Genomic DNA, 20951 nt, shown 5'->3' on the forward strand with positions numbered 1-20951 from the left:
GCGTGGCCCGGTCCGCGGAATCGAGCTAGCCTTGAGGCGGACGCGGCCTCGGCCGGCGCCCCGGACGAGTTCGCCGTACCCGGTCACGACAAGACGGCGGAGCAGTTGCCAGCTCTCGTCTTGGAGGTGCCGTCATGGCATGGGTCGTCCTCGTTCTCTCCGGAATCCTCGAAACCGTCTGGGCCGCAGCCCTGGGGGCCTCCGCGGGCCTGTCGAAGCTGCGGCCGAGCCTGCTGTTCTTCGCGGCCCTCGCCGCGTCCATGGCCGGGCTCGCGTACGCCATGCGCACCATCCCGATCGGCACCGGCTACGCCGTGTGGGTCGGCATCGGGGCGGTCGGGACCGCCGTGTACGGCATGGCCGTCCTCGGCGAGCCCGCGACCGTCCCGCGGATGCTGTGCCTGCTCCTGATCGTCGCGGGCGTGGTGGGCCTGAAGTTCCTGCACTAGCGGCGCAGAGGGCGGTGCCGTCCGCCGGCACCGCCCTCGCGCGTCAGAACGCGGCGTCGATGGTGGGGGCGGCGAACGCGGTCAGGGCGAAGGCGGCGGCCAGGAGGCCGAGGCCGACGCCGCGGGTGCGGCGCTTGCCGAGGGGCAGGGCGGCGGCCACCAGCAGGATGATGGCGATCAGGTAGAACAGGGCTTGGAACGTGGCCATGGGGGCCTCCTATCGTCGCGGCCGGCTCGCGCCGGCCTGCGTCGGAGGTACCCAGAAGCGCACAGGGGACACCGGTTCCCGTTCGTGCATTTCGGAGGGTGGGCGGGCGGGCGACCGCGCCCTGGAGACGACGAAGGGAAGGGGCCCATCGCTCCTTCCCACTTCAGTTTATACAACGACTCACCCGGCGACGGGTGCATCGGGGTCCCGAAAGGGCGTCTGACCTGCTGCACAATATGCATCCTGACCACGAGACGGGAGCCGGGTATGCGATTTCTGATGACGACCTTCGGGTCGCGCGGGGACGTCGAGCCGATCGCGGGACTGGCCGCGGCACTGCGGGCGCAGGGCGCAGAGGCGGTGGTGTGCGCGCCGCCGGACGAGGAGTTCGCGCGGCTCCTCGCCGGGCTCGGCGTCGAGTTGGCGCCGATGGGGGCGCCGGTGCGCCCGCAGATCAGCGGCCCGAAGCCGCCCTCGATGGCCGACGCGCCGAGGCGCGCGGCCGGGCTCGTCGAGACCCAGTACGCCGCGGTCGTGGCCGCGGGCGAGGGCTGCGACGCCGTCGTCGGCACCGGCCTGCCGCCGGTCGGGGCGCGGCTCGCGGCCGAGCGGCTCGGGACGCGGTTCGTCTACGCGGGCTTCGTGCCCGGCGTGCTGCCCTCGCCGCACGTGCGGCCCCACGGCAGGCCCGGGAAGCCGTTCCCCGAGGGCGAGACCGACAACCTCAAGCTGTGGGAGGTCGACCGGGAGAACCTCCACGCGCTGTACGGGCCGCCGCTGAACGAGCGCCGCGCCGCACTCGGCATGGAGCCGGTCCCCGACGTGCGGGACTACCTGCTCGACCACCGCCCGTGGCTCGCCACCGACCCGGAGCTGGGCCCGTGGACGCCCGCACCGGGCTACGAGGTCGAGCACCCCGGCGCGTGGTTCGCGCCGGACGACCGGCCGCTCCCGGCGGACCTGGAGGCGTTCCTCGACGCGGGCGATCCGCCCGTGTACATCGGCTTCGGGTCGATGCCGTTCCAGTCGGGCCGGGACGCGGCCGCGGCGGCGGTCGCCGCGATCCGCGACCGGGGCCGCCGCGTCGTGGTCTCGCGCGGCTGGGCCGAGCTCGCGGCGGACGGGGACGACTGCTTCGCCGTGGGCGAGGCCAACCACCGCAGGCTGTTCGCGCGCGCCGCGGCCGTGGTCCACCACGGCGGGGCCGGGACCACCCACAAGGCCGCGCTCGCGGGCGCGCCGCAGGTCGTGGTCCCGCAGATCGCCGACCAGCCGTACTGGGCCGGGCGCGTCGCGGCCCTCGGCCTCGGCGCGGCCCACGACGGGCCGGACCCGACGCGCGCGTCGATGGCCGCGGCCCTCGACGTCGCCCTCGCGCCCGAGACGAAGACGGCGGCGGCCGGGTTCGCCACCCGGATGCGCACCGACGGCGCCGAGCGGTCCGCGCGGCTCCTCATTGAAGGGGGCCGCCGGTGACGAGCCCCTTCGCGCTCCCCGACCGCCTCGCCGCCAAAGCGGACCCGGCGCTCATCGCCGAGGACGAGGCGCAGTTCGCGGCCATCGAGGCGAGCCTCGCGGCGTCCATCGCGGACCTCACCGCGCGCCTGGAGGCCGCCCGCAGGTCCGAGGGCGGGTCGGGCCAGTTCGACGGCCAGCACGCCGCCGACCGCGACCGCGACATCCACCGCCTCACCAACCGGCTCCAGACCCTCCGCCGGTACGGCCTGGACCTGTGCCTGGGCAAGGCCGTCGGCCAGGACGGCGGCACCGTCTACATCGGGCGGATCGGGCTCACCGACGGGAAGGGGACGCGCCTGCTCGTGGACTGGCGCTCCCCCGCGGCCGAGCCGTTCTTCGGTGCGACGCACGGCGACCCGATGGGCCTGGACAGCCGCCGCCGCTACCGCTGGACCGGGCCGCGGATCACCGACTACTGGGACGAGGTGTTCACCGCCGACTCCTTCACCGGCCACGCCGCCGCCCTCGACGACCAGTCCGCGTTCATCGCCAGCCTCGGCACCGAGCGGTCCGAGCGCATGCGCGACGTGCTCGGCACCATCCAGGCCGACCAGGACGCCGTCATCCGCGCCGGTTCGAGCGGCGCGCTCGTCGTGGACGGCGGGCCCGGCACCGGCAAGACCGTCGTCGCCCTCCACCGCGCCGCCTACCTGCTGTACTCCGACCCGCGCCTGGGCCACCACCGCGGCGACGTGCTCGTGGTCGGCCCCTCGGAGCCGTACCTCGCGTACGTCTCCGACGTGCTCCCCAGCCTCGGCGAGGAGGGCGTCCAGACCTGCACCCTGCGCGACCTCGTCCCCGGCGGCGCCGAGGCCGCGGCCGAGACCGACCCGGAGACCGCGCGGCTCAAAGCGAGCGCCGACATGGTGCGGGCGATCGAGCCCGCCGCGCGCCGCTACGAGCAGCCGCCGCGGCGCGGCCTGAGCGTCGAGACCAACTGGGGCGACGCGTACCTCACCGCCGCCGACTGGGCCGACGCGTTCGCCGCCGCCGGGTCCGGCACCGCCCACAACGAGGCGCGCGACCAGGTGTGGCGCGAACTCACCGAGATCGTCCTCGCGAAGCTCCCCGAGGACGCCGAGGTCTCGGAGGACCTGCTGCGCCGCTCCCTCGCCCGCAACCGGGAGCTGGTGGCCGCGTTCGACAAGGCGTGGCCGCTCATCGAGCCGGGCGACCTCGTCGCCGCGTTCTGGGCCTCCCCGGAGTTCCTCCAGTGGTGCGCCCCGCACCTCGGCGACGCCGACGTGCAGCGGTTGCAGCGGAAGGACCCGTTCGCGTGGACCGTGTCCGACCTGCCGCTGCTCGACGCGGCCCGCCAGCGCCTGGGCGACCCCGAGGCGTCGCGCAACGCCCGCCGCCGCGAGGCCGAGATCGCCTCCGAACGCGAGGTCATCGACAGGGTCGTGGAGGACATCCTGGAGGCGGGCGACGGGAACGTGGAGGAGATGATCCTCCTCAAGGGACTCGACCTCCAGGACGCGCTGGTCCACTACGAGGACCTGGAGACCGCCGACCCGGACCTGCTCGCGGGCCCGTTCGCGCACGTCGTCGTGGACGAGGCGCAGGAGCTGACCGACGCCGAGTGGCAGATGCTGCTCCAGCGGTGCCCGTCGCGGTCGTTCACGATCGTCGGCGACCGGGCCCAGGCCCGCCACGGGTTCACCGAGTCGTGGACCGAGCGCCTGGAGCGGGTCGGCATGGGCCGCATCGCGATCAGCACGCTGACGATCAACTACCGCACGCCCGAGGAGGTCATGGCCGAGGCCGAGCGGGTCATCCGGGAGGCGCTGCCGGACGCGAACGTGCCGACCTCGGTGCGCCGCAGCGGCGTCCCCGTCGCGCACGGCCCGGTCGCGGACCTCGACGCGATCCTGGACGAGTGGCTCGCGGCCCACGCCGACGGCACCGCCTGCGTCATCGGCGCGCCCGGCTTCGCGCCGCCGCCGCGCGTCCGCTCGCTCACGCCCGAGCTGTCGAAGGGCCTCGAATTCGACCTGGTGGTCCTGGTGGACCCCGACGGGTTCGGGACCGGCGTCGAAGGGGCCGTGGACCGGTACGTCGCCATGACCCGCGCGACCGGGAGGCTGGTGGTCCTCGACTGAGGCCGGATCGGCGATTCGCGTGCGGCGATGAATCCGGTGATCCAGTCTCGTCCTATCCCCAGAAACCCTGAACCGCGAGGAGACGACATGACCGATCCGACGACGCACACGCTCGAAGCGCCCGGCGCCGAACTGCACTACGACGTCCGGGAGGGCGAGGCGGCGAACGCGCCCACGCTGCTGATCATCGGCTCGCCGATGGCCGCGGCCGGGTTCGCCACGCTCGCCTCGCACTTCCCGGACCGCCGCGTGGTCACCTACGACCCGCGCGGGTCCGAGCGCAGCCGCCGCACCGACGGCGCCGCCGAGTCCACGCCCGAGGAGCACGCCGACGACCTGCACCGGGTCATCGCCGCGGTCGGCGGGCCCGTGGACGTGTTCGCCTCCAGCGGCGGGGCCGTGAACGCCCTCGCCCTGGTCGCGAAGCACCCCGAGCAGGTGCGGACCCTCGTCGCGCACGAGCCGCCCGCGTCCAGCGCCCTCCCCGACCGCGACGCGGCCCTGGCCGCCGCCCGCGACATCCAGGACACCTACCGGGCCTCCGGGTTCGGCCCCGCCATGGCGAAGTTCATCGCCCTGGTCTCCTACGACGGCGAGATCCCCGCGACCTACCTCGACGGGCCCGCGCCCGACCCGGCCGCGTTCGGCCTCCCCGCCGAGGACGACGGCACCCGCGACGACCCGCTGGTGGGCCAGAACATCGTCACCTGCAACGCCTACGAGCACGACTTCAAGGCGCTCCGGGCGGCCCCGACCCGCATCGTCCTCGCCGTCGGCGCCGACTCCGGCGAGACCCTCGCCGCCCGCGGCGGCCGGGCCGTCGCCGAGCGCATCGGCGTCGAGCCGACCGTGCTCCCCGGCGACCACGGCGGGTTCCTCGGCGGCGAGTACGGCCAGACCGGCAAACCCGACGAGTTCGCCGCGGCCCTGCGCGAAGTCCTCTCGGCGTAGGAGGACACGACGATGGGGAGCGAAGTCTGGCCGCTGGTCCACGCCGAGCGCGCCGCGCTCATCGAGGACCTCGACGGCCTCGATGCGGCGCAATGGGACACGCCGTCGCTGTGCGAGGGCTGGAGCGTCCACGACGTGGCCGCGCACCTGGTGAACACCGCGAGGACCACGCGGCTGGGCTTCCTCCTCACCATGGTCGGAGCCGGGTTCGACTTCGACCGCCAGAACGCCCGCGGCGTCGCCCGGTCCCGCGGCGCGACCCCGCGCGAGACCCTGGAGCGGCTCCGCGGGGCCGCCGCGCTCACGAAGACCCCGCCCGCGCCGCTCGACACGCGCCTGGTCGAGGAGGTCGTCCACGGCGAGGACATCCGCAGGCCCCTCGGGATCGCGCGCGAGTACCCGGCGGAGGCGGTGGCCCGGGCGCTGCGCGTCCACACCGGCATGTCCGCCTCCATGGGCGGCGCGAAGGAGCTCACGGCCGGCATCCGCCTGGCCGCCACGGACGCCGACCTCGTCATCGGCGACGGCCCGGAGGTCCGCGGCCCGGCCGCGTCCCTGCTCCTGGCCGTCTCCGGACGCCGCACCGCGCTGTCCGAACTCGACGGCCCCGGCCTCGCCCGCCTCGAATCGGCCTGAACCGGGCCGCACCGGCTTAGACTGGCGCGCATGGCACCAGCGAGGATCACGCCGTGCCCGGCTGGCTGAGCGCGGGCGGCTGGGGCCTGCTCGCGGGCGGCGCGCTCGTCGCCGGCGCCCTGTTCGGGTACCTCGTCCGCGTCCCGCAGCCGGTCATCGCCGCGATCATGGCGTTCGGCTCCGGCGTCCTCATCTCCGCGGTCGCGTTCGACCTCATCGCCGACGCCAACGAGCGCGGCGGCCTCCTCCCGACCGCCGTCGGCGCGGTCGCCGGGGCCCTCGCCTACACGCTCGCCAACGTGGCGCTCGCGCGCCGCGGCGCCCGGCACCGCAAGCGCTCGGGAACCCAGCAGGCCAAGGAGACCGACCGGCCCGGCTCGGGCGCGGCCATCGCGCTCGGGGCGCTGCTCGACGGCATCCCCGAGTCCATCGTCATCGGCACGAGCCTCCTCGGCGGCGGCCCGGTCAGCGCCGCCACCGTCATGGCCGTGTTCGTCAGCAACGTCCCCGAAGGGCTCTCCAGCGCCGCGGGCATGCGGCGGGCCGGGCGCGGACGCGCCTACGTGTTCGGGCTGTGGACGGCGATCGCCCTCGCCAGCGGCCTGGCCGCCGCGGCGGGGTACGCGTTCCTCGGGGACGCCCCCGCGGAGCTGCTCGCGGCGATCACCGCGCTGGCGGCGGGCGCGATCCTGTCGATGATCGCCGACACGATGATCCCGGAGGCGTTCGAGGACGCCCGATTGTGGACGGGGCTGATCGCGGTCCTGGGATTCCTGGCCGCGTTCGCCATCGCCCAGTGGTTAGCCCGCGTGGGCCTCGTTGTACTTGGCGACGACGCCGTCGGGGAGCTTCCCGCGGGTCTTGACGGGGAGGTCGTTCTCCTCGGCCCAGCGGCGGATGTCGCGGTTGCGGTCGCGGTCGTCGCGGGTGGGGACGCGGGGCACGCGGGGCGGGACGGCCCGCGCCACGTGGTAGCGGCCCAGCTCGGTCCCGAACTCGCGGTAGGCGGTGAGGCGGTCGCGGAGCTCGTCGGCGTGGGCCCCGGAGAGGTCCACGCTGTACAGATAGCCGTCGATGCCGAACTCGACCGACTCGGCCGCTTCGCTCCCGTCGATGTCGTCGAACAACGTGACCACGGTCTTCTTCGCCACGGCTTCGCCTTCCTAACAGGATTGTGACCAGTGCCGGTGCGCATTGGAGCGCAGCAGTTCCGCACATACTAGCGAAAGCGCCTCCCCGCCTTTCTGACGCGGGCCTCGCGAGTGGGACCGCCCCGGGGGCGGCGCGGCGGTCACTCCAGGCGCAGCGCGGCAGCGGGGCACAGCTGCACCGCTTCGGCCACCTCGGTGTCGCAGTCCTCGGCCTCGTCGGCGAGGAGGACGACGCGGCCGTCCTCGTCGTTCTGGTCGAAGTACTCCGGCGCGGTCAGCGCGCACATGCCCGACCCGGCGCACTGCTCGGTGTCGGCGACGATCCTCACCACGGTCGGCCTCCGCTCCTCGATGCCTGCATATATGGAGACTATACGTATACGCGGGCGGTCGGGGTCAGGCGGGGAGCACCAGCGTGTTCCGCCACCCGCCGTCGGGGGTCGCCTCCCAGGTCAGCGTCCCGCCGAGGAGCACCGCGCGCTGCTGGAGCCCGAGCAGGCCGTGCCGCGAACTCGGCAGCGCCACGGGCGTGCGGGTCGGCGCGGAGTTCGCCACCGTCACCGTGATCGCGCCGCCCTCGTGCGCCAGCGCGATGTCGGTGCTCGCCCCCGGGGCGTGCTTGCGCACGTTCGTGAGCGACTCCTGGACGGTCCGGTAGACCGCCCGCTCCTTCGGCGGGTCCAGGTCCGGCAGCTCCCCGACGCGCAGCACCGCGTCGATCCCGGAGTTGCCGACGAGGTCGCCGAGCTGCGCGAGGGTCGGCTGCGGCGCGAGGTCGGTGGGGCCGCCGCCCCCGGCGCGCAGCACGTTCACCATGTGCCGCAGCTCGTCCAGGGTCCTGACGCTCAGCTTGCGGATCGTCCCGGCCGCCTCCTTCGCCTCGGGGTCGGCGGTGCTCACCTGGAGCGCCCCGGCCCGCACCGCGATGAGCGACACCTGGTGCGAGACCACGTCGTGCATCTCCCGCGCCAGCTGCGCGCGCTCCTCGGCGAGCACCTTCTGCGTCGCCATGAGCTGCTCGTGCTCGCGGGCCTCGGTGATCTCCTCCAGGCGGGCCGAGAGCTCCCGGCGCACCTGCACGAGCTGGCCCAGGAACGCCGCGGCGGCGGCCGGGGCCAGCGCGTACGCGATGCTCGCGAGCCACCACGAGTCCGCGAACAGGTCGGCCGGGCCCGATTCGAGCGGCCAGATCATGCACATCGCCAGCACCACCGAGCCGACCGCGAGCAGCCAGCGCCGGTGCGTGGAGGCCGCGAGCGTGTACAGGGCGATGAGCGGCGCGGCGGCCTCGCCCATGAAGTACGCGGTCGGCAGCGTCAGCGCGAAGACGGCGAGCGGGAAGCGGCGCCGGAACGCGAGCGCGGCCACGCCTGTCCCGGTCACCGACATCTCGAAGGTGAGCGGCGGCCACCACCAGTACGTGAACCACAGGTCGGCCGCGGCGACGGCGACGAGCGCCGCGTCCGTCATCCACGGGCGCCACCACCGCTTCACCGCTCGCCCCGCAGGAGCCCGGCCCGCTCGGCGACGAGCGCGGCCTGGACCCGGCCGTTCACCTTGAGCTTGGTGAGGATGGCGCTGACGTGGTCCTTGACGGTGCCCACGCCGAGGTAGAGGCGGGCGGCGATGTCGCCGTTGGAGAGCCCTTCGGCGAGGAGCACGAGGATCTCGCGCTCGCGGGCGGAGAGGCGCTCGACGGCCGCGGAGGAGCGGGTGCGGCCCGCGAGATAGCCGTCCACGACGGTGGAGGTGACCTTCGGGGAGAGGACCACGCCGTCGGCGGCGAGGGTGCGGACCTGCACGGCGAGGTGCTCGGGGTCGGTGTCCTTGAGGAGGAACCCGGCGGCGCCCATGCGGAGCGCGGCGGCCACGTACTCGTCGGTGTCGAACGTGGTGAGCATGGCGACCACGGGCGGGGAGGGGAGCGCGCGGAGGCGTTCGAGGATGGTGAGGCCGTCCACGTCGGGCATGCGGATGTCGAGGAGGACCACGTCCGGGCGGAGGCGGCCGACCTCGGCGAGGGCCTGGCGGCCGGAGACGGCCGCGACCACCTCGATGTCCCCGGCGGCGTCGAGGATGTGCTGGAAACCGGTGCGGATGAGGGCTTCGTCGTCGACGACCAGTACCCGGATCATGCGGCCTCCTTCTTTCGGTCCGGTCCGATTCGTAGCACGCGCGCGCCACCTCGTGCGCGCGAGGAGCGGCGGGGGTGTGCGCGTTGTCGCAGTTCCGAGCGGTGGCCCGGCCCGCGATCCCCGCCGATCGGCGGGTGCGGAACGGCCGGGCGGCGGGACGGCCCCGTCCCGGCGGCGGGCGCGGTCCCGCGCATCGAAGGATGGGAACGGCCCCGGGCCCGCCGCACTCTGGGGCGATGACTGACACCGTCGCCTTGCGCGCCGAGAAGCGGGAGCCGCAGGACCCCGCGCTCGCGCCGCCCCCGGACAAAGGCCCGTCGATCGGGCGCATCGTGGGCCTCGACGCCGCCCGCGCCGTCGCCGTCTTCGGCATGTACTACTCGCACGTCGGCCCGTGGTCCGACGAGACCGGCACGTGGAAGTCCTTCCTCATGGACCTCCCCCACGGCCGCTCGTCGGCGCTGTTCGCGACGCTCGCCGGGCTCTCGCTCGTGCTCATCGCGGGCGGCTCGGAGCCGAAGACGGGCCGGCCGCTGCGCCAGGCCGTCGTCAAGATCGCGATCCGCGCGGTCCTGCTGCTGGCCCTGGGCACGTGGCTCACCAGCACGGGCACCTCGATCGTGGTGATCCTCGCGTTCTACGGCCTGTACTTCCTGCTCGCACTCCCGTTCATCAGGCTGCGGGCCCGGACCCTCGCGATCCTCGCCGCGGCCTTCGGCCTCGGCGGGCCGATCCTGGTGCAGCTCATGTGGACCGCCACGTGGACCGAGGGCTTCGACAAGCACGACCCGCTCGTCCAGTGGGGCGGGGACGGCCTGCTGTCGCTGCTGCTCATGGGCACGTACCCGGCGATGGCGTGGATGGCCTACATCCTCACCGGCATGGCACTGGGCCGCCTCGACTTCGCCCGCAAGGCCGTCCGCGTGCGGCTGGCCGTCATCGGACCCGCGCTGGGCCTGCTCGGCTACGGCGGCGCCTGGCTGTGCGGGAAGCTCGTGCGCGAACCCGCCGCGGCGGCCGACGACGAGGCGTACGCGGCCTTCGACAAGGCGTGGTCGGCGGCGGTCGGCAGCGCCGACACCGACACCTGGACCGAGGAGCAGTGGAAGGCGTTCGACGAGGAGCACGCCTCGCTCTGGGACAAGCTCCCTGCGGGCGACGTCGCGGGCACCGGCTCGGGCGTCGACTGGGCGGGCCTGACGGCCGCGTACCCGCACTCGGGCACCCCGTTCGAGCTGGCGGGGAACATCGGCGTCGCGATCAGCGTCATCGTCGGGCTCGTCGCGCTCCTGGGCCACTGCGGCGCCGTGAGCAAGTGGTCCCGCCGCGTCCTCGCCCCGCTCATCGCGGTCGGCTCGATGTCGCTGACGGTGTACGTCGCGCACATCGCGGGCGTCTGGTTCCTCGTGGACCACCCCGCGAACGGGGTCGGGTACGAGACCGGCTGGCGCATGTGGGCGGTGTTCTGCGTGGCCGCGATGCTGTTCGCGCTCATCTGGAAGCGGCTGCTCAAGCGCGGCCCGCTCGAATGGGCGCTGACGCTCGCGACTAGACCTGCGAAGTTCGTGAAGTAGGGAAGTACGTGAAATAGGACGGTCGGCGGGGGCCGGTGCGGCGGCCCCCGCCGACCTGTCCAGGGTCAGCGATCCGGGTCGGGAGCGGGACGGCTCCTAGTTCAGACCGGCGGCGATGGCGTTGACGAGCTGTCCGTTGCTCGTGTCGCCCGAGAGCTCCCAGGAGAACGCGCCGCCGAGGCCCTGGCCGTCGAGCCAGGCCGTCTTCGTCGCGATCGTCGCCGGGGTGTCGTAGCTCCACCACTCGTTGCCGCACTTGGCGTAAGCGGTGCCCGCGACGGTGCCCGTGGCCGGGCACTCGTTCACCAGGACCTTGTAGTCCTCGATGCCCGCCTCGTAGGTGCCCGGGGCCGCGCCGGTGGCGGAGCCGCCCGGCGTCGCCTGGGTGACGCCCGTCCAGCCGCGGCCGTAGAAGCCGAAGCCGAGGAGCAGTTTCGATGACGGAACGCCGAGCGACTTGAGCTTGGCGATCGCGGTGGCGCCGTCGAATCCGGCGATGGGCTGGCCGCTGTAGGAGTTCAGCGGCGAGTGGGGTGCGGTGGGGCCGTCGGCGTCCCAGGCGCCGAAGTAGTCGTAGGTCATCACCTGGTAGTAGTCGACGTACTGGGCGGCCGTGCCGTACCCGCCGAGGTCGATCTTGCCGCCGGAGGTGCCGTCGGCGGTGATCGCGGCGGTGACGAGCTCGTTCCCGAACTTCGAGCGCAGCGCGCTCATGAGGTTCGTGAACGCTTGCGTCCCACTGGAGTCGCAGGTGAGGCCGCAGGCGTTCGGGTACTCCCAGTCGATGTCGATGCCGTCGAACAGGCCGTTCCAGCGGGAGTCGTGCAGCAGGTTGTAGCAGGACTCGGCGAAGGCCGCCGGGTTCTGCGCGGCCTGCCCGAAGCCGCCGGAGTAGGTCCAGCCGCCGAAGGACCAGACGATCTTGATGTCCGGGTACATCTCCTTGAGCTTCAGGAGCTGGTTGAAGTTGCCGCGCAGGGGCTGGTCCCACGTGTCGGCGACCCCGTCGACCGACTGGTCGGCGGTGTAGGCCTTGTCGATCGCCGCGTACGAGTCGTCCAGCGTGCACTGGCCGTTCTTGACGTTGCCGAAGGCGTAGTTGATGTGGGTGAGGTCCTCGGCCGAGCCGGAGGAGACGATGTTCTTCACGTGGTAGTTGCGGCCGTAGACGCCCCACTCGGTGAAGTACGCGGCGTTGATGGAGCCGCCGGTGCCGGGTTCGCCCGTCGGTTCCTCGGTGGGCTCCTGGGTGGTCGGGTTCGCGCTGGTCGTCGGGTCGGTGCCGCCGCCGCAGGCGTCGAGCGTCTGCCAGACGCCCCACTCGCCGGTGGTGCCGGGTTCCTCGTTGGTGGTCCACCACTTGGCCTTGTAGTTGTAGCCCTCGTGGCTGACCAGGTCACCGCCGACGTAGACCTTCGAGGAGGCCCACGGGGTGTTGCAGGTGACGGCAGCGTTCGCAGTGAAGGGATTCGCGACGGTGTAGATCAAACCGGTCGTGAACAGGGCCAGAGCCGCGGTCACGACGGCGATGAAGCGCCGGGTCCTCAGTCGTCTCAATGTTCCTCCCAAAAGTAAAGAGACTTAACTGATAGGTATCTTTATTTTTATGGGAGGGCCTGTCGAAAGTCAAGCATTCGCATCGAAAAATTTCAATGGCGGCTTTGTTACCGAAATGGGAGCGCGGCCGCGGCGCGCACGCACCGTCACCATTGGCTCGACGCTTTCGCTTTGCGGGGCACCGCTAAGGTGTTCATTGAAGGCAGGCAGGGCCGGAGGGGCGGATCCGCCGCGAGGGCGCGTCGTTCGCGATGCGGCCCAAGGTGGACCCGCCCCTCACTGCGCCCCATTGCGATTCACGGACATCGATCCGTAACAGCCAGCCGTTGCGTTTGAAACCTCGGAAGAGTAGGACGCACACGACCACCATCGCCGCCAGCGCGAGCGGGTACCCGACCACCCAGTGCAGCTCCGGCATCACCTTGAAGTTCATGCCGTAGATCCCGGAGATGATCGTCGGCGCGATCGCGATCGCCGCCCACGCCGATATCTTCTTCGTGTCCTCGTTCTGCCACGTCCCGATCTGCCCCTGGTGCGCGGTGAGGACCGTGGTCAGCAGGCTCATGCACGTCTCCACCGAGGAGTCCACGCGGATGAGGTGCCCGGCGACCTCCCCGAAGCCCGAGCGGTCGAACACCGGCGCGCCCGCGCGGCCCTGGCGCACCGCGTGCGCGAAGGTCGTCAAGGGCCGCACCGCGTTCTGGAACTCCAGGGTCTCGCGGATGAGGAAGTAGATCTCCTGGTTGCGGTCGAGGCGCTGCCCGGAGAAGACGGCGCGCTCCAGGTCGGCCACGTCGTCGGTGAGGTCCTCGACGGCGTCGTCGTAGTGCTCCACGACGGCGTCGAACAGGGCGTGGACGACCGCGCCGACCCCGCCGGAGCGGAACTTCTGCTCCTGGAGTCGTTCGCGCACATGGGGAACGGGGTCCACGACGCCGCGGCGCACGGTGACCAGCGACCGGCCGTCGGTGAAGATCGCGAGGTCCCCGGTCTCGACCTGGCGGGTGGACTCGATGTACCAGACGGTCTTGACCAGCAGCAGCGCCGCGTCGTCGATAACCTCCACTTTGGGCCGCGGGTGGACGGCCGCGGCCGGGTAGGTCCCGAAGCGGTCCATGCCGAGCGCGGCGAGCGCCTCGGGCAGCGCCTCGGCGTCGTCGGCCTCGAACTCGACCCACGCGAACGCCCCGTCCGCGCCCGCATCGGCCCTGAGCCGGTCGCCGCCGCCGCGCCGGTCCTCCGCCCCGTCGGCCGTGACCACGGTGTAGTCGATCATCCGCTCCCCCAGTTCCGCCAGGGTTCCGAGTCTAAGCCGCCCAGGACGATGCGTTGGGCGGCTTCGTGGGCGCGGCGGGTCAGGCGGCGGTACTCGTTGAGGAACCGCTCGGTGTCCTCGCCGAAGCCGAGGGTCTGGGCGAGCGCGGCCAGTTCGGGGCCCGAGCGCGGGAGGTCGTCGCGGGGGACGCCGCGCGCGAGCGTCATGTCGTTGCGCACCCGCGAGACGAACAGCCACGCCTCGCGCAGCGACAGGAGGTCGGCGGCGTTCAGGTGCCCGGCCGCGGCCGCGGCTTCGAGGGCCGGGACGGTGCGGGTGGTGCGCATCGCGGGCTCGTCGCCGTGCTCCAGTTGCAGCAGCTGCGCGGTCCACTCGATGTCCACGAGGCCGCCGCGGCCGAGTTTGGTGTGGCCGTTGGGGTCCGCGCCCCGCGGGAGGCGCTCGGAGTCCACGCGGGCCTTGACGCGGCGGAACTCGACGCGCTCGGCCTCGGTGAGCCCGCCGGGGCGGTACCTGACGCCGTCGGCGAACTCGGTCCAGACCGCGGCGAGCGCCTCGTCCCCCGCGACGGGCCTGGCGCGCAGGAGCGCCTGGCGCTCCCACAGCCGGGCCCGGTCGGCGTAGTAGCGGCGGTACGCGGCGAAGCTCGGCGCGATCGCGCCGCCCTTGCCCTCGGGCCGCAGATCGAGGTCGAGGTCCAAGGGCGGATCGGCCGTGGGGGCGCCGAGGAGGGTGCGCACGGTGCCGACGACCTTCGCGGCGGCCTTGCGCTGGGCGTCGTCGGCGCCGTCGTGGACGAACACCACGTCCGCGTCGGACCCGTACCCGGTCTCGCGCCCGCCCAGGCGGCCCATGCCGACGACGAGCATCGGCGGCACGTCGTCCAGGCCGCGCGAGCCGATCTCCAGGGCCGCTTCGAGGACGGCGTCCGTCAGGTCCGAGAGCGCCAGGCCCACTTCCTGGTCGTCGATGAGCCCGAGGAGGTCGGCGGCGGCGATGCGGATGAGCTCGCGGCGGCGGATCGAGCGGACCGCACCGACCGCGGCGGTCGGGTCCGAGTGGCGCGCGGCGGCCTGGCGCATCCCGGCGGCCAGCTCCTCGCGCGGGCGCGGCGTCAGGTCGGCGTTGTCGGAGAGGTACCGGAGCGACTGCGGCACATGCAGGAGCAGCGACGCGAAGTACCGGGAGGTGCCGAGCAGGCGCGCGAGCCGGACCGCCGCGGGGCCGCCGTCCCGCAGCAGCCGCAGGTACCAGGGGGTGGTGCCGAGCTTGTCGGAGACCTGCCGGTACGCGAGGAGCCCGCGGTCGGGCTCGGGCGAGTCGGCGAGCTCGTGGAGGACGACCGGCAGCAGCGCCTTCTGCACGGTGGCCGTGCGGGAGACGCCCGCGGTGAGCTTCTTGATGTGGGTGAGCGCGCTCGCGGGGTCGTTGAAGCCGAGGACGGCGAGCCGCCCGGCGGCCTGCGCCTCGCTCATGCGCAGCTCGGCGGTGGGGACGCGGGTGACGGCGTCCAGGAGCGGCTTGTAGAGGAGCTTCTCGTGGAGCCGCCGCGCGGTCGTGGCGTGCGCGCGCCAGGCGGCGAGGAAGCCCTCGTCGGTGGTGTAGCCGAGGGTGCGGGCGAGGTGGTGGAGCGGCTCGCCGCTCTCGGGGACGCGGTGGGTGCGCAGGAGGCGCTGGAGCTGGAGGCGGTGCTCGACGGTGCGCAGGAAGACGTAGGTGTCGGCGAGGTCCTCCCCGTCGCGCCGGGCCAGGTACCCGCCCGCGACGAGCACGTCGAGGGCCTCCAATGTGGACCGCACCCGCAGGGCCGGGTCGCCGCGGCCGTGGACCAGTTGCAGGAGCTGCACGGCGAACTCGATGTCGCGCAGGCCGCCCGGGCCCAGCTTGATCTCGTACCGGCGCTCGGCGGCGGGCACGGAGTCGACCACCTTGCGGCGCATGTCGCGGATGTCGGCGACCACCCCGGGCCGGTCGGCCGCGCCCCAGATGAACGGCTGCACGGCCGCGAGCCATTCGAGCCCGAGCTCCAGGTCCCCCACGGCCGGGCGGGCCTTCAGGAGCGCCTGGAACTCCCAGGTGCGGGCCCAGTCCTTGAGGTACGCGGTGTACGACTCGATCGTGCGCACCAGCGCCCCGGACCGGCCCTCGGGCCGCAGCCCGGCGTCGACGGGCCACGTCGCGGGGCCGACGACCTGGATCAGGTGCGCGGCCTGGCGGGTGGCGAGCGCGAGGTCCCCTTCGGCGACGAACACGACGTCCACGTCGGACACGTAGTTGAGTTCTTCCGCACCGGTCTTGCCCATGGCGATCACGGCGAGTCGCGCGTCCCCGGGGTGCTCCTCGCGGGCCAGCTCCAGGCCGCGGGACAGGACCGCGTCGGCCAGGCGCGAGAGCGCGTCGGAGGTGGCCTTCAGGTCCGTGGCGCCGGTGAGGTCGGCGGCGGCGATGCGGAGCAGGTTCTCCTTCCAGGCGGTGTTCAACCGGAAGGGCCCGGCGGCGCGCAGCCGCGCGAAGCCGGCGTCCTCGTCCTCGGTGAGCGCCGGCTCGGACTCGGGGTGGGCGCGCAGGAAGTCGGCCAGCGCGTTGCTGGCCGCGACGACCGCGAGGCGCGCCTCGTCCGCGTCGATCACATGCTCGCTCTCAGACGTCAAGGAGCGGCAGCATCTTCTTCTCGCCCGCGGCGACCTTCGCGAACCGCTGGAGGATGGGCTTCCACGTGCGGACGATGTGCTCGTCCACTTCGGCGGCCTTCGCGAGCGCGGCCTCGTCGAACCCGTCGAAGCCCGCGAGCTGCTCCGGCGTGAACTCGAAGTGCGACTGGACGCCCCAGGCGCTCTCGCGGATGCGGAAGATCTCAAGGGCCCCTTGCGGGGAGGCCGCCAGCAGCGTCGCGTCCTCGGGGAGCTCCACGAGCTCCTGGCGGCGCCAGCGGATCACGTCGATGGTCATGGGGGCGGGGCCGAACACGAGGTCCCGTCCGGCGGCGTCGCGCTTGGCGAGCATCCGCGGGCCGTTCGGGGCGTCGTGGTCCTCGACCCGGCCGCCGAACGCGGCGGCGAGGAGGCGGGAGGAGGAGCAGATCGCGAGGAGCGGCGTCTGGTCGGCGACCGCGGTGGTCAGGAGTCCGGCGAGGTCGTCGCTCCAGTCCTTCCCGCGGCCGCCCCCGAGCGCGATCAGGGCCTCGTGCCCCCCGGCCGAGTTCGGCACGGCCTCACCGAGGTGCGGCCGCACGACGTCCAACTCCATACCGGCCTCGGCCAGCCATGCGGCGGCCCGCCCGAGGCCCTGCTCCGGATCGTTCTCGATGACAAGCGCGGTGGTCACCCGTACATGCTAAACCGTCACAGATTGATGTAGCGCTTCCGCTCGAAGGCGGTCACCTGGGTGCGGTAGTCCTCCCACTCCTGGCGCTTGTTCTTCAGGAAGTAGTCGAAGACGTGTTCGCCGAGGACTTCGGCGACGAGCTCGGAGGACTCCATCTTGTCGAGGGCCTCGGCGAGGTTGCTCGGGAGGGACTGGTACCCGGCGGCGACGCGTTCGGCGCTGGTGAGGGCCGAGACGTCGTCCTCGGTGCCCGGGGGCAGCTCGTAGCCCTCTTCGATGCCCTTGAGGCCCGCGCCGAGGAGGACGGCGTAGGCGAGGTAGGGGTTCGTGGCGGAGTCGAGGGAGCGGATCTCGACGCGGGCCGAGTTCGGCTTGCCGTAGACGGGGACGCGCACGAGCGCGGAGCGGTTGGCCTTGCCCCAGGAGACGTACGAGGGCGCCTCGGAGATCTGGCCGGGCTGGGCGCTGGAGTAGAGGCGCTTGTAGGAGTTGACCCACTGGTTGGTGATCGCGGTGAACTCGGGCGCGTGGCGCAGGAGCCCGGCGATGAACGCCTTGGCGGTCTTGGAGAGGCGCTGCTCGTCGCCCGGGTCGTGGAAGGCGTTGTCCTCGCCCTCGAAGAGCGACAGGTGGGAGTGCATGCCGGAGCCGGGCTGGGTGTTGTACGGCTTGGGCATGAAGGACGCGGTGACGTCGGAGGTCATCGCGATCTCCTTGACGACGTGCCGGAACGTCATGATGTTGTCGGCCGTGGTCAGCGCGTCGGCGTACCGCAGGTCGATCTCCTGCTGGCCGGGGGCGACCTCGTGGTGGGAGAACTCGACGGAGATGCCGACCCGCTCCAGGGCGAGGATGGCCTGGCGGCGGAAGTCGCGGGCCACCGAGTGGGTGGTGTGGTCGAAGTAGCCGCCGTCGTCCACGGGCTCGGGCTTCGCGCCGGTCTCCGGGAAGATGTCCTTGAACAGGAAGAACTCGATCTCGGGGTGGACGTAGAACGTGAACCCGCGGTCGGCGGCCTTGGACAGGGCCCGGCGGAGCACGTGGCGCGGGTCGGCCCAGGACGGGGCGCCCTCGGGGGTGAGGATGTCGCAGAACATGCGGGCGGACTCGCCGATGCCGCGGCCCTCGAACGGGAACACCTGGAACGTGGTCGGGTCGGGCATGGCGACCATGTCGGACTCGTACACGCGGGCGAAGCCCTCGATGGCGGACCCGTCGAAGCCGATGCCCTCCTCGAACGCGGACTCCAGCTCGGCGGGCGCGACGCTCACGGACTTGAGGGTCCCGAGGACGTCGGTGAACCACAGCCGCACGAAGCGGATGTCGCGTTCTTCGAGCGTGCGAAGCACGAACTCCTTCTGTCGTTCCATGGTGTCCTCCTCTGTCCTGGGGCGGCAATTGTCTCACCCGATTATGTCGCCGAAGTAAACCCGGCCAGGCCGAGTCCAAAACGTGAGTGGAGGTACATTCGGAAGCATGTTCGCAGGTGAGATCACAGCATTGTGGCGTTATCCGGTCAAGGGCCTCAGGGGGGAGCCCTTGACGTCGGCGGTGGTCGACGCGGCCGGGATGGCGGGCGACCGCCGCCTCGGCCTCTACGAGCCCGGCACCGACAAGTCGGTGTGGGGCGGCAGCCACCCGAAGATGATGGGGTGGGAGGCCGCGTTCCCGGCGCAGTGCGGCACCGCCGACTCCTCCGCGGGCGACCCGGTGCTCTACGAGTCCGGCGGGGCCGCCTGGGGCGTGGACGACACGGGCCTGCCCGCGCGCCTCGCCGAGACCATCGACGCCGGCAAGGGCGTCGAGATCCGGCCGACGAAGGGCGCCGGGGACCGCGTCCTCGTGGTCTTCGAGGCGAGCGTGCGGGCGCTGAGCGAGCGGATGGGCCGCGAGATCGAGGCGGCGCGGTTCCGCCCGAACGTGATCGTCTCCGCCGACCTGGAGCCCTTCGCCGAGTACCGGGTCCCGATCGGCACGCCGATCCGCTTGGGAGACAACGAGTTCGTGCTGCACAAGCCGTGCGAGCGGTGCGTCCTGCCGAGCTGGACCCCCGACGGCTCGAACGTGCGGGACAAGGAGCTGCACCGCACGATCATCGCCGAGCTGGACAACCACTTCGGGCTGTACCTGAAGACCCCCGAGCGCGCGGTCATCCGCGTGGGCGACAAGATCGCCGCCTGAGCGCTAGGACGCCCTGAGCCGGGGATCGGTCGGCTCAGGGCGCAATCCCAGCATAAACGCCGGGTGCGACATGCTGGGTTCACGAGCCCGTGACGCGCGCGACCCTCACGTGTACGCGTTCTATCCCTCGGTCGCCCAGCGGTGGATGAACCCGTACAGGTCCTCCACTGAGCGTCCGGTGGCGGTCGCGCGGGGCCACGGGCGGCCGTAGTGGTCGATGTAGGCGGTCGGGCAGCCGCGGTCGGCGGCCGGGGCGAGGTCGTTGACGGGGATGTCGCCGACGCTGAGGATGCGCTCGGGCTTGCGGTCCTCCAGCAGGTCGTCGAGCATCCGCTCCAGGCCCACGGGCTTGGCGGCGTCGCCGACGACGCGGTCGAACAGGCCGTCGAGGCCGAGCCGGTCGAGCACGGGCTCCAAGGTCGCTTCGGGCGCGTTGGTCACGAGGTGGACCTCGACGCTGCGCGGCAGGCTCCAGATGAACTCCGCGAAGCCCTCCGGGGCCCAGACCGCGAAGTCCCCCGCGGCCATGCGCTCCCGGGTGGCCTCGTACGCGGCGGCGCGGGCCGCGTCGGGAACGCCGAACTCGCCCGCGAGGCGGCGCACGGCGTTGTCGGCGTCGAAGGCGTCGAACGTGGACGCGGTGGTGGGCTTGCCCGCGACGAACGCGGCGTGGGCGGCGAGGAAGGCGCGTTCGTCCTCGGGTTCGAGTTCGGCCGCGACGAGGCGGGCGTAGTGGGTGGCGTGCTCGGAGCCGAGCCGCACGGTGCCGTCGTAGTCGAAGAGCAGGATGGCGTCGTTCACGTACTGAGACGCTACGCGATGCGGCACCGGAACCCCTAGGGCCGGGCGCGTTCGCGGCTCGAAAGCTTCGTCACACGCGCCCGGCGGGGGCTGCTACTCGAAGCCGTGCTCCTTCGCGGGGAACTCGCCCGCGCGGACCTCGTCGGCGTAGGCCTTGACGGCCCCCTGGAGGACGGACGCGAGGTCGGCGTAGCGCTTGACGAAGCGCGGGGGCTTGCCCTGCCGCAGCCCGGCCATGTCCTGCCAGACGAGGACCTGCGCGTCGGTCTCCGAGCCCGCGCCGATGCCGATCGTGGGGATCGGGAGGCGCTTGGTGATCTCGGCGGCGACCGAGGAGGTCACCATCTCCAGGACCACGGCGAACGCTCCGGCGTCGGCGACGGCGTGCGCGTCGGCCTCGACCTCCGCGGCCTGGGCGTCGCGGCCCTGGACGCGGTAGCCGCCGAGCGTGTGCTCGCTCTGCGGCGTGAACCCGATGTGGCCCATGACGGGGATGCCCGCGCCGGTGAGGGCCCGGATCTGCTCGGCCATGCGCCGCCCGCCTTCGAGCTTGACGGCGTGCGCGCCGGCCTTCATGAACCTGACGGCGGTCTCCAGGGCCTGCGCGGGCCCGGCCTCGTAGGAGCCGAACGGCAGGTCGGCGACGATCAGGGTCCGGCGGGTCGAGCGGGCGACGGCCGCCACGAGCGGCAGCAGCTCCTCGACCGACACCTGGAGGGTCGTCTCGTAGCCGTAGACGTTGTTCGCGGCGGAGTCGCCGACGAGCAGCGCCGGGATGCCGGCCTCGTCGAAGAGGGCGGCCGTGTACTGGTCGTAGGAGGTCAGCATCGCCCACTTCTCGCCGCGCTCCTTGGCTTCGACGAGGTGGCGGGTGCGGACCCGCTTGACGGTCTTGCCCGGCCCGTACAGGCTCGGGATCTCGTCGGGGGAATTCGATGCGTCGTTGGCTGACAGCGTCATCGCAGTGCTCCAGAATCTCCTCGTGGCCGGCTCGCCGGTCCCCGGGTGGTTACAGAACAAAACTAACGCTCATCGATATATATGTCACGCGTCCGCAATGCCGATGTGACAAATCACCCCGGGGACCG

Annotated in this window: 18 protein-coding genes, 1 pseudogene and 1 riboswitch; of the genes and pseudogenes, 8 read left to right on the plus strand and 11 right to left on the minus strand. The window is 72.6% G+C overall.

What is annotated here, in order from left to right; all coding sequences use genetic code 11:
* The first annotated feature begins 36 nt into the window (after positions 1–36).
* A riboswitch (guanidine-III (ykkC-III) riboswitch) is annotated at positions 37–103 on the plus strand.
* Between the two features lie 31 nt (positions 104–134).
* Positions 135–449, plus strand: coding sequence for a DMT family transporter (locus tag ACFFXY_RS19545; RefSeq protein WP_382354388.1), 315 nt, complete (start codon positions 135–137; stop codon positions 447–449).
* 43 nt (positions 450–492) lie between these two features.
* On the opposite strand, the gene ACFFXY_RS19550 is transcribed toward ACFFXY_RS19545, so the two are convergent.
* Positions 493–657, minus strand: a complete 165-nt coding sequence (locus ACFFXY_RS19550; RefSeq protein ID WP_382354391.1) for a hypothetical protein — start codon at positions 655–657, stop codon at positions 493–495.
* Between the two features lie 267 nt (positions 658–924).
* Here ACFFXY_RS19550 and ACFFXY_RS19555 point away from each other — a divergent pair, with 267 nt between their 5' ends.
* The 5 genes and pseudogenes from ACFFXY_RS19555 to ACFFXY_RS19575 all read left to right on the plus strand — a co-directional run.
* Positions 925–2133 (plus strand): glycosyltransferase, encoded by a 1209-nt coding sequence (locus tag ACFFXY_RS19555; RefSeq protein WP_382354394.1) that lies wholly within the window; start codon positions 925–927, stop codon positions 2131–2133.
* Positions 2130–4277 (plus strand): RNA polymerase recycling motor ATPase HelR, encoded by a 2148-nt coding sequence (helR, locus tag ACFFXY_RS19560; protein ID WP_382354397.1) that lies wholly within the window; start codon positions 2130–2132, stop codon positions 4275–4277. The genes ACFFXY_RS19555 and helR overlap by 4 nt, the downstream gene beginning before the upstream one ends.
* 87 nt (positions 4278–4364) lie before the next feature.
* Complete coding sequence (locus tag ACFFXY_RS19565) at positions 4365–5228, plus strand: alpha/beta fold hydrolase (protein ID WP_382354400.1); 864 nt, start codon at positions 4365–4367, stop codon at positions 5226–5228.
* 12 nt (positions 5229–5240) lie between these two features.
* Entirely contained in the window at positions 5241–5864 is a 624-nt protein-coding gene (locus ACFFXY_RS19570) for a maleylpyruvate isomerase family mycothiol-dependent enzyme (RefSeq protein ID WP_382354403.1), read from the plus strand.
* A gap of 53 nt (positions 5865–5917) precedes the next feature.
* Positions 5918–6658 (plus strand): annotated as a pseudogene (locus ACFFXY_RS19575) (ZIP family metal transporter); the annotation flags it as partial.
* Between the two features lie 497 nt (positions 6659–7155).
* Here the strand turns inward: ACFFXY_RS19575 and ACFFXY_RS19585 are convergent.
* The 3 genes from ACFFXY_RS19585 to ACFFXY_RS19595 all read right to left on the minus strand — a co-directional run bounded on the left by ACFFXY_RS19585 (position 7156) and on the right by ACFFXY_RS19595 (position 9150).
* Positions 7156–7347, minus strand: a complete 192-nt coding sequence (locus tag ACFFXY_RS19585) for a ferredoxin (protein ID WP_335986929.1) — start codon at positions 7345–7347, stop codon at positions 7156–7158.
* Positions 7348–7411: 64 nt separating this feature from the next.
* Positions 7412–8485, minus strand: coding sequence for a sensor histidine kinase (locus ACFFXY_RS19590; RefSeq protein WP_382354407.1), 1074 nt, complete (start codon positions 8483–8485; stop codon positions 7412–7414).
* Positions 8486–8505: 20 nt separating this feature from the next.
* Complete coding sequence (locus tag ACFFXY_RS19595) at positions 8506–9150, minus strand: response regulator (protein WP_382354410.1); 645 nt, start codon at positions 9148–9150, stop codon at positions 8506–8508.
* A gap of 236 nt (positions 9151–9386) precedes the next feature.
* On the opposite strand from ACFFXY_RS19595, the gene ACFFXY_RS19600 reads away from it, so the two are divergent.
* Positions 9387–10724, plus strand: a complete 1338-nt coding sequence (locus ACFFXY_RS19600) for a heparan-alpha-glucosaminide N-acetyltransferase domain-containing protein (protein ID WP_382354413.1) — start codon at positions 9387–9389, stop codon at positions 10722–10724.
* A 96-nt stretch (positions 10725–10820) separates the two neighbouring features.
* Here the strand turns inward: ACFFXY_RS19600 and ACFFXY_RS19605 are convergent, their stop codons facing one another.
* The 5 genes from ACFFXY_RS19605 to glnA form a co-directional block, all read right to left on the minus strand.
* Positions 10821–12281, minus strand: coding sequence for a glycosyl hydrolase family 18 protein (locus ACFFXY_RS19605; RefSeq protein WP_382354416.1), 1461 nt, complete (start codon positions 12279–12281; stop codon positions 10821–10823).
* A gap of 193 nt (positions 12282–12474) precedes the next feature.
* Positions 12475–13557 (minus strand): CorA family divalent cation transporter, encoded by a 1083-nt coding sequence (locus ACFFXY_RS19610; RefSeq protein WP_382354419.1) that lies wholly within the window; start codon positions 13555–13557, stop codon positions 12475–12477.
* Complete coding sequence (locus tag ACFFXY_RS19615) at positions 13554–16208, minus strand: bifunctional [glutamine synthetase] adenylyltransferase/[glutamine synthetase]-adenylyl-L-tyrosine phosphorylase (protein WP_382354422.1); 2655 nt, start codon at positions 16206–16208, stop codon at positions 13554–13556. Before ACFFXY_RS19615 ends, ACFFXY_RS19610 begins: the two co-directional genes overlap by 4 nt.
* The gene (locus ACFFXY_RS19620; RefSeq protein WP_382354425.1) at positions 16198–16881 is read right to left on the minus strand and encodes a type 1 glutamine amidotransferase; all 684 of its coding nucleotides are present in this window, start codon (positions 16879–16881) and stop codon (positions 16198–16200) included. Before ACFFXY_RS19620 ends, ACFFXY_RS19615 begins: the two co-directional genes overlap by 11 nt.
* A gap of 17 nt (positions 16882–16898) precedes the next feature.
* Positions 16899–18251, minus strand: a complete 1353-nt coding sequence (gene glnA, locus ACFFXY_RS19625) for a type I glutamate--ammonia ligase (protein ID WP_382354428.1) — start codon at positions 18249–18251, stop codon at positions 16899–16901.
* A 106-nt stretch (positions 18252–18357) separates the two neighbouring features.
* On the opposite strand from glnA, the gene ACFFXY_RS19630 reads away from it, so the two are divergent.
* Positions 18358–19062 carry an MOSC domain-containing protein gene (locus tag ACFFXY_RS19630; RefSeq protein WP_382354431.1) on the plus strand — a complete coding sequence of 235 codons (705 nt, stop codon included), beginning with the start codon at positions 18358–18360 and terminating at the stop codon, positions 19060–19062.
* A gap of 120 nt (positions 19063–19182) precedes the next feature.
* On the opposite strand, the gene ACFFXY_RS19635 is transcribed toward ACFFXY_RS19630, so the two are convergent.
* Both ACFFXY_RS19635 and panB read right to left on the minus strand, forming a co-directional pair.
* Positions 19183–19863: an HAD family hydrolase gene (locus ACFFXY_RS19635; RefSeq protein WP_382354434.1), complete on the minus strand. Its 681-nt coding sequence runs from the start codon at positions 19861–19863 to the stop codon at positions 19183–19185.
* A gap of 93 nt (positions 19864–19956) precedes the next feature.
* The gene (panB, locus tag ACFFXY_RS19640) at positions 19957–20823 is read right to left on the minus strand and encodes a 3-methyl-2-oxobutanoate hydroxymethyltransferase (protein ID WP_382354437.1); all 867 of its coding nucleotides are present in this window, start codon (positions 20821–20823) and stop codon (positions 19957–19959) included.
* Positions 20824–20951 lie beyond the last annotated feature (128 nt).

The sequence above is a fragment of the Glycomyces mayteni genome (genome assembly GCF_042428885.1).
Lineage (GTDB): Bacteria > Actinomycetota > Actinomycetes > Mycobacteriales > Micromonosporaceae > Glycomyces > Glycomyces mayteni.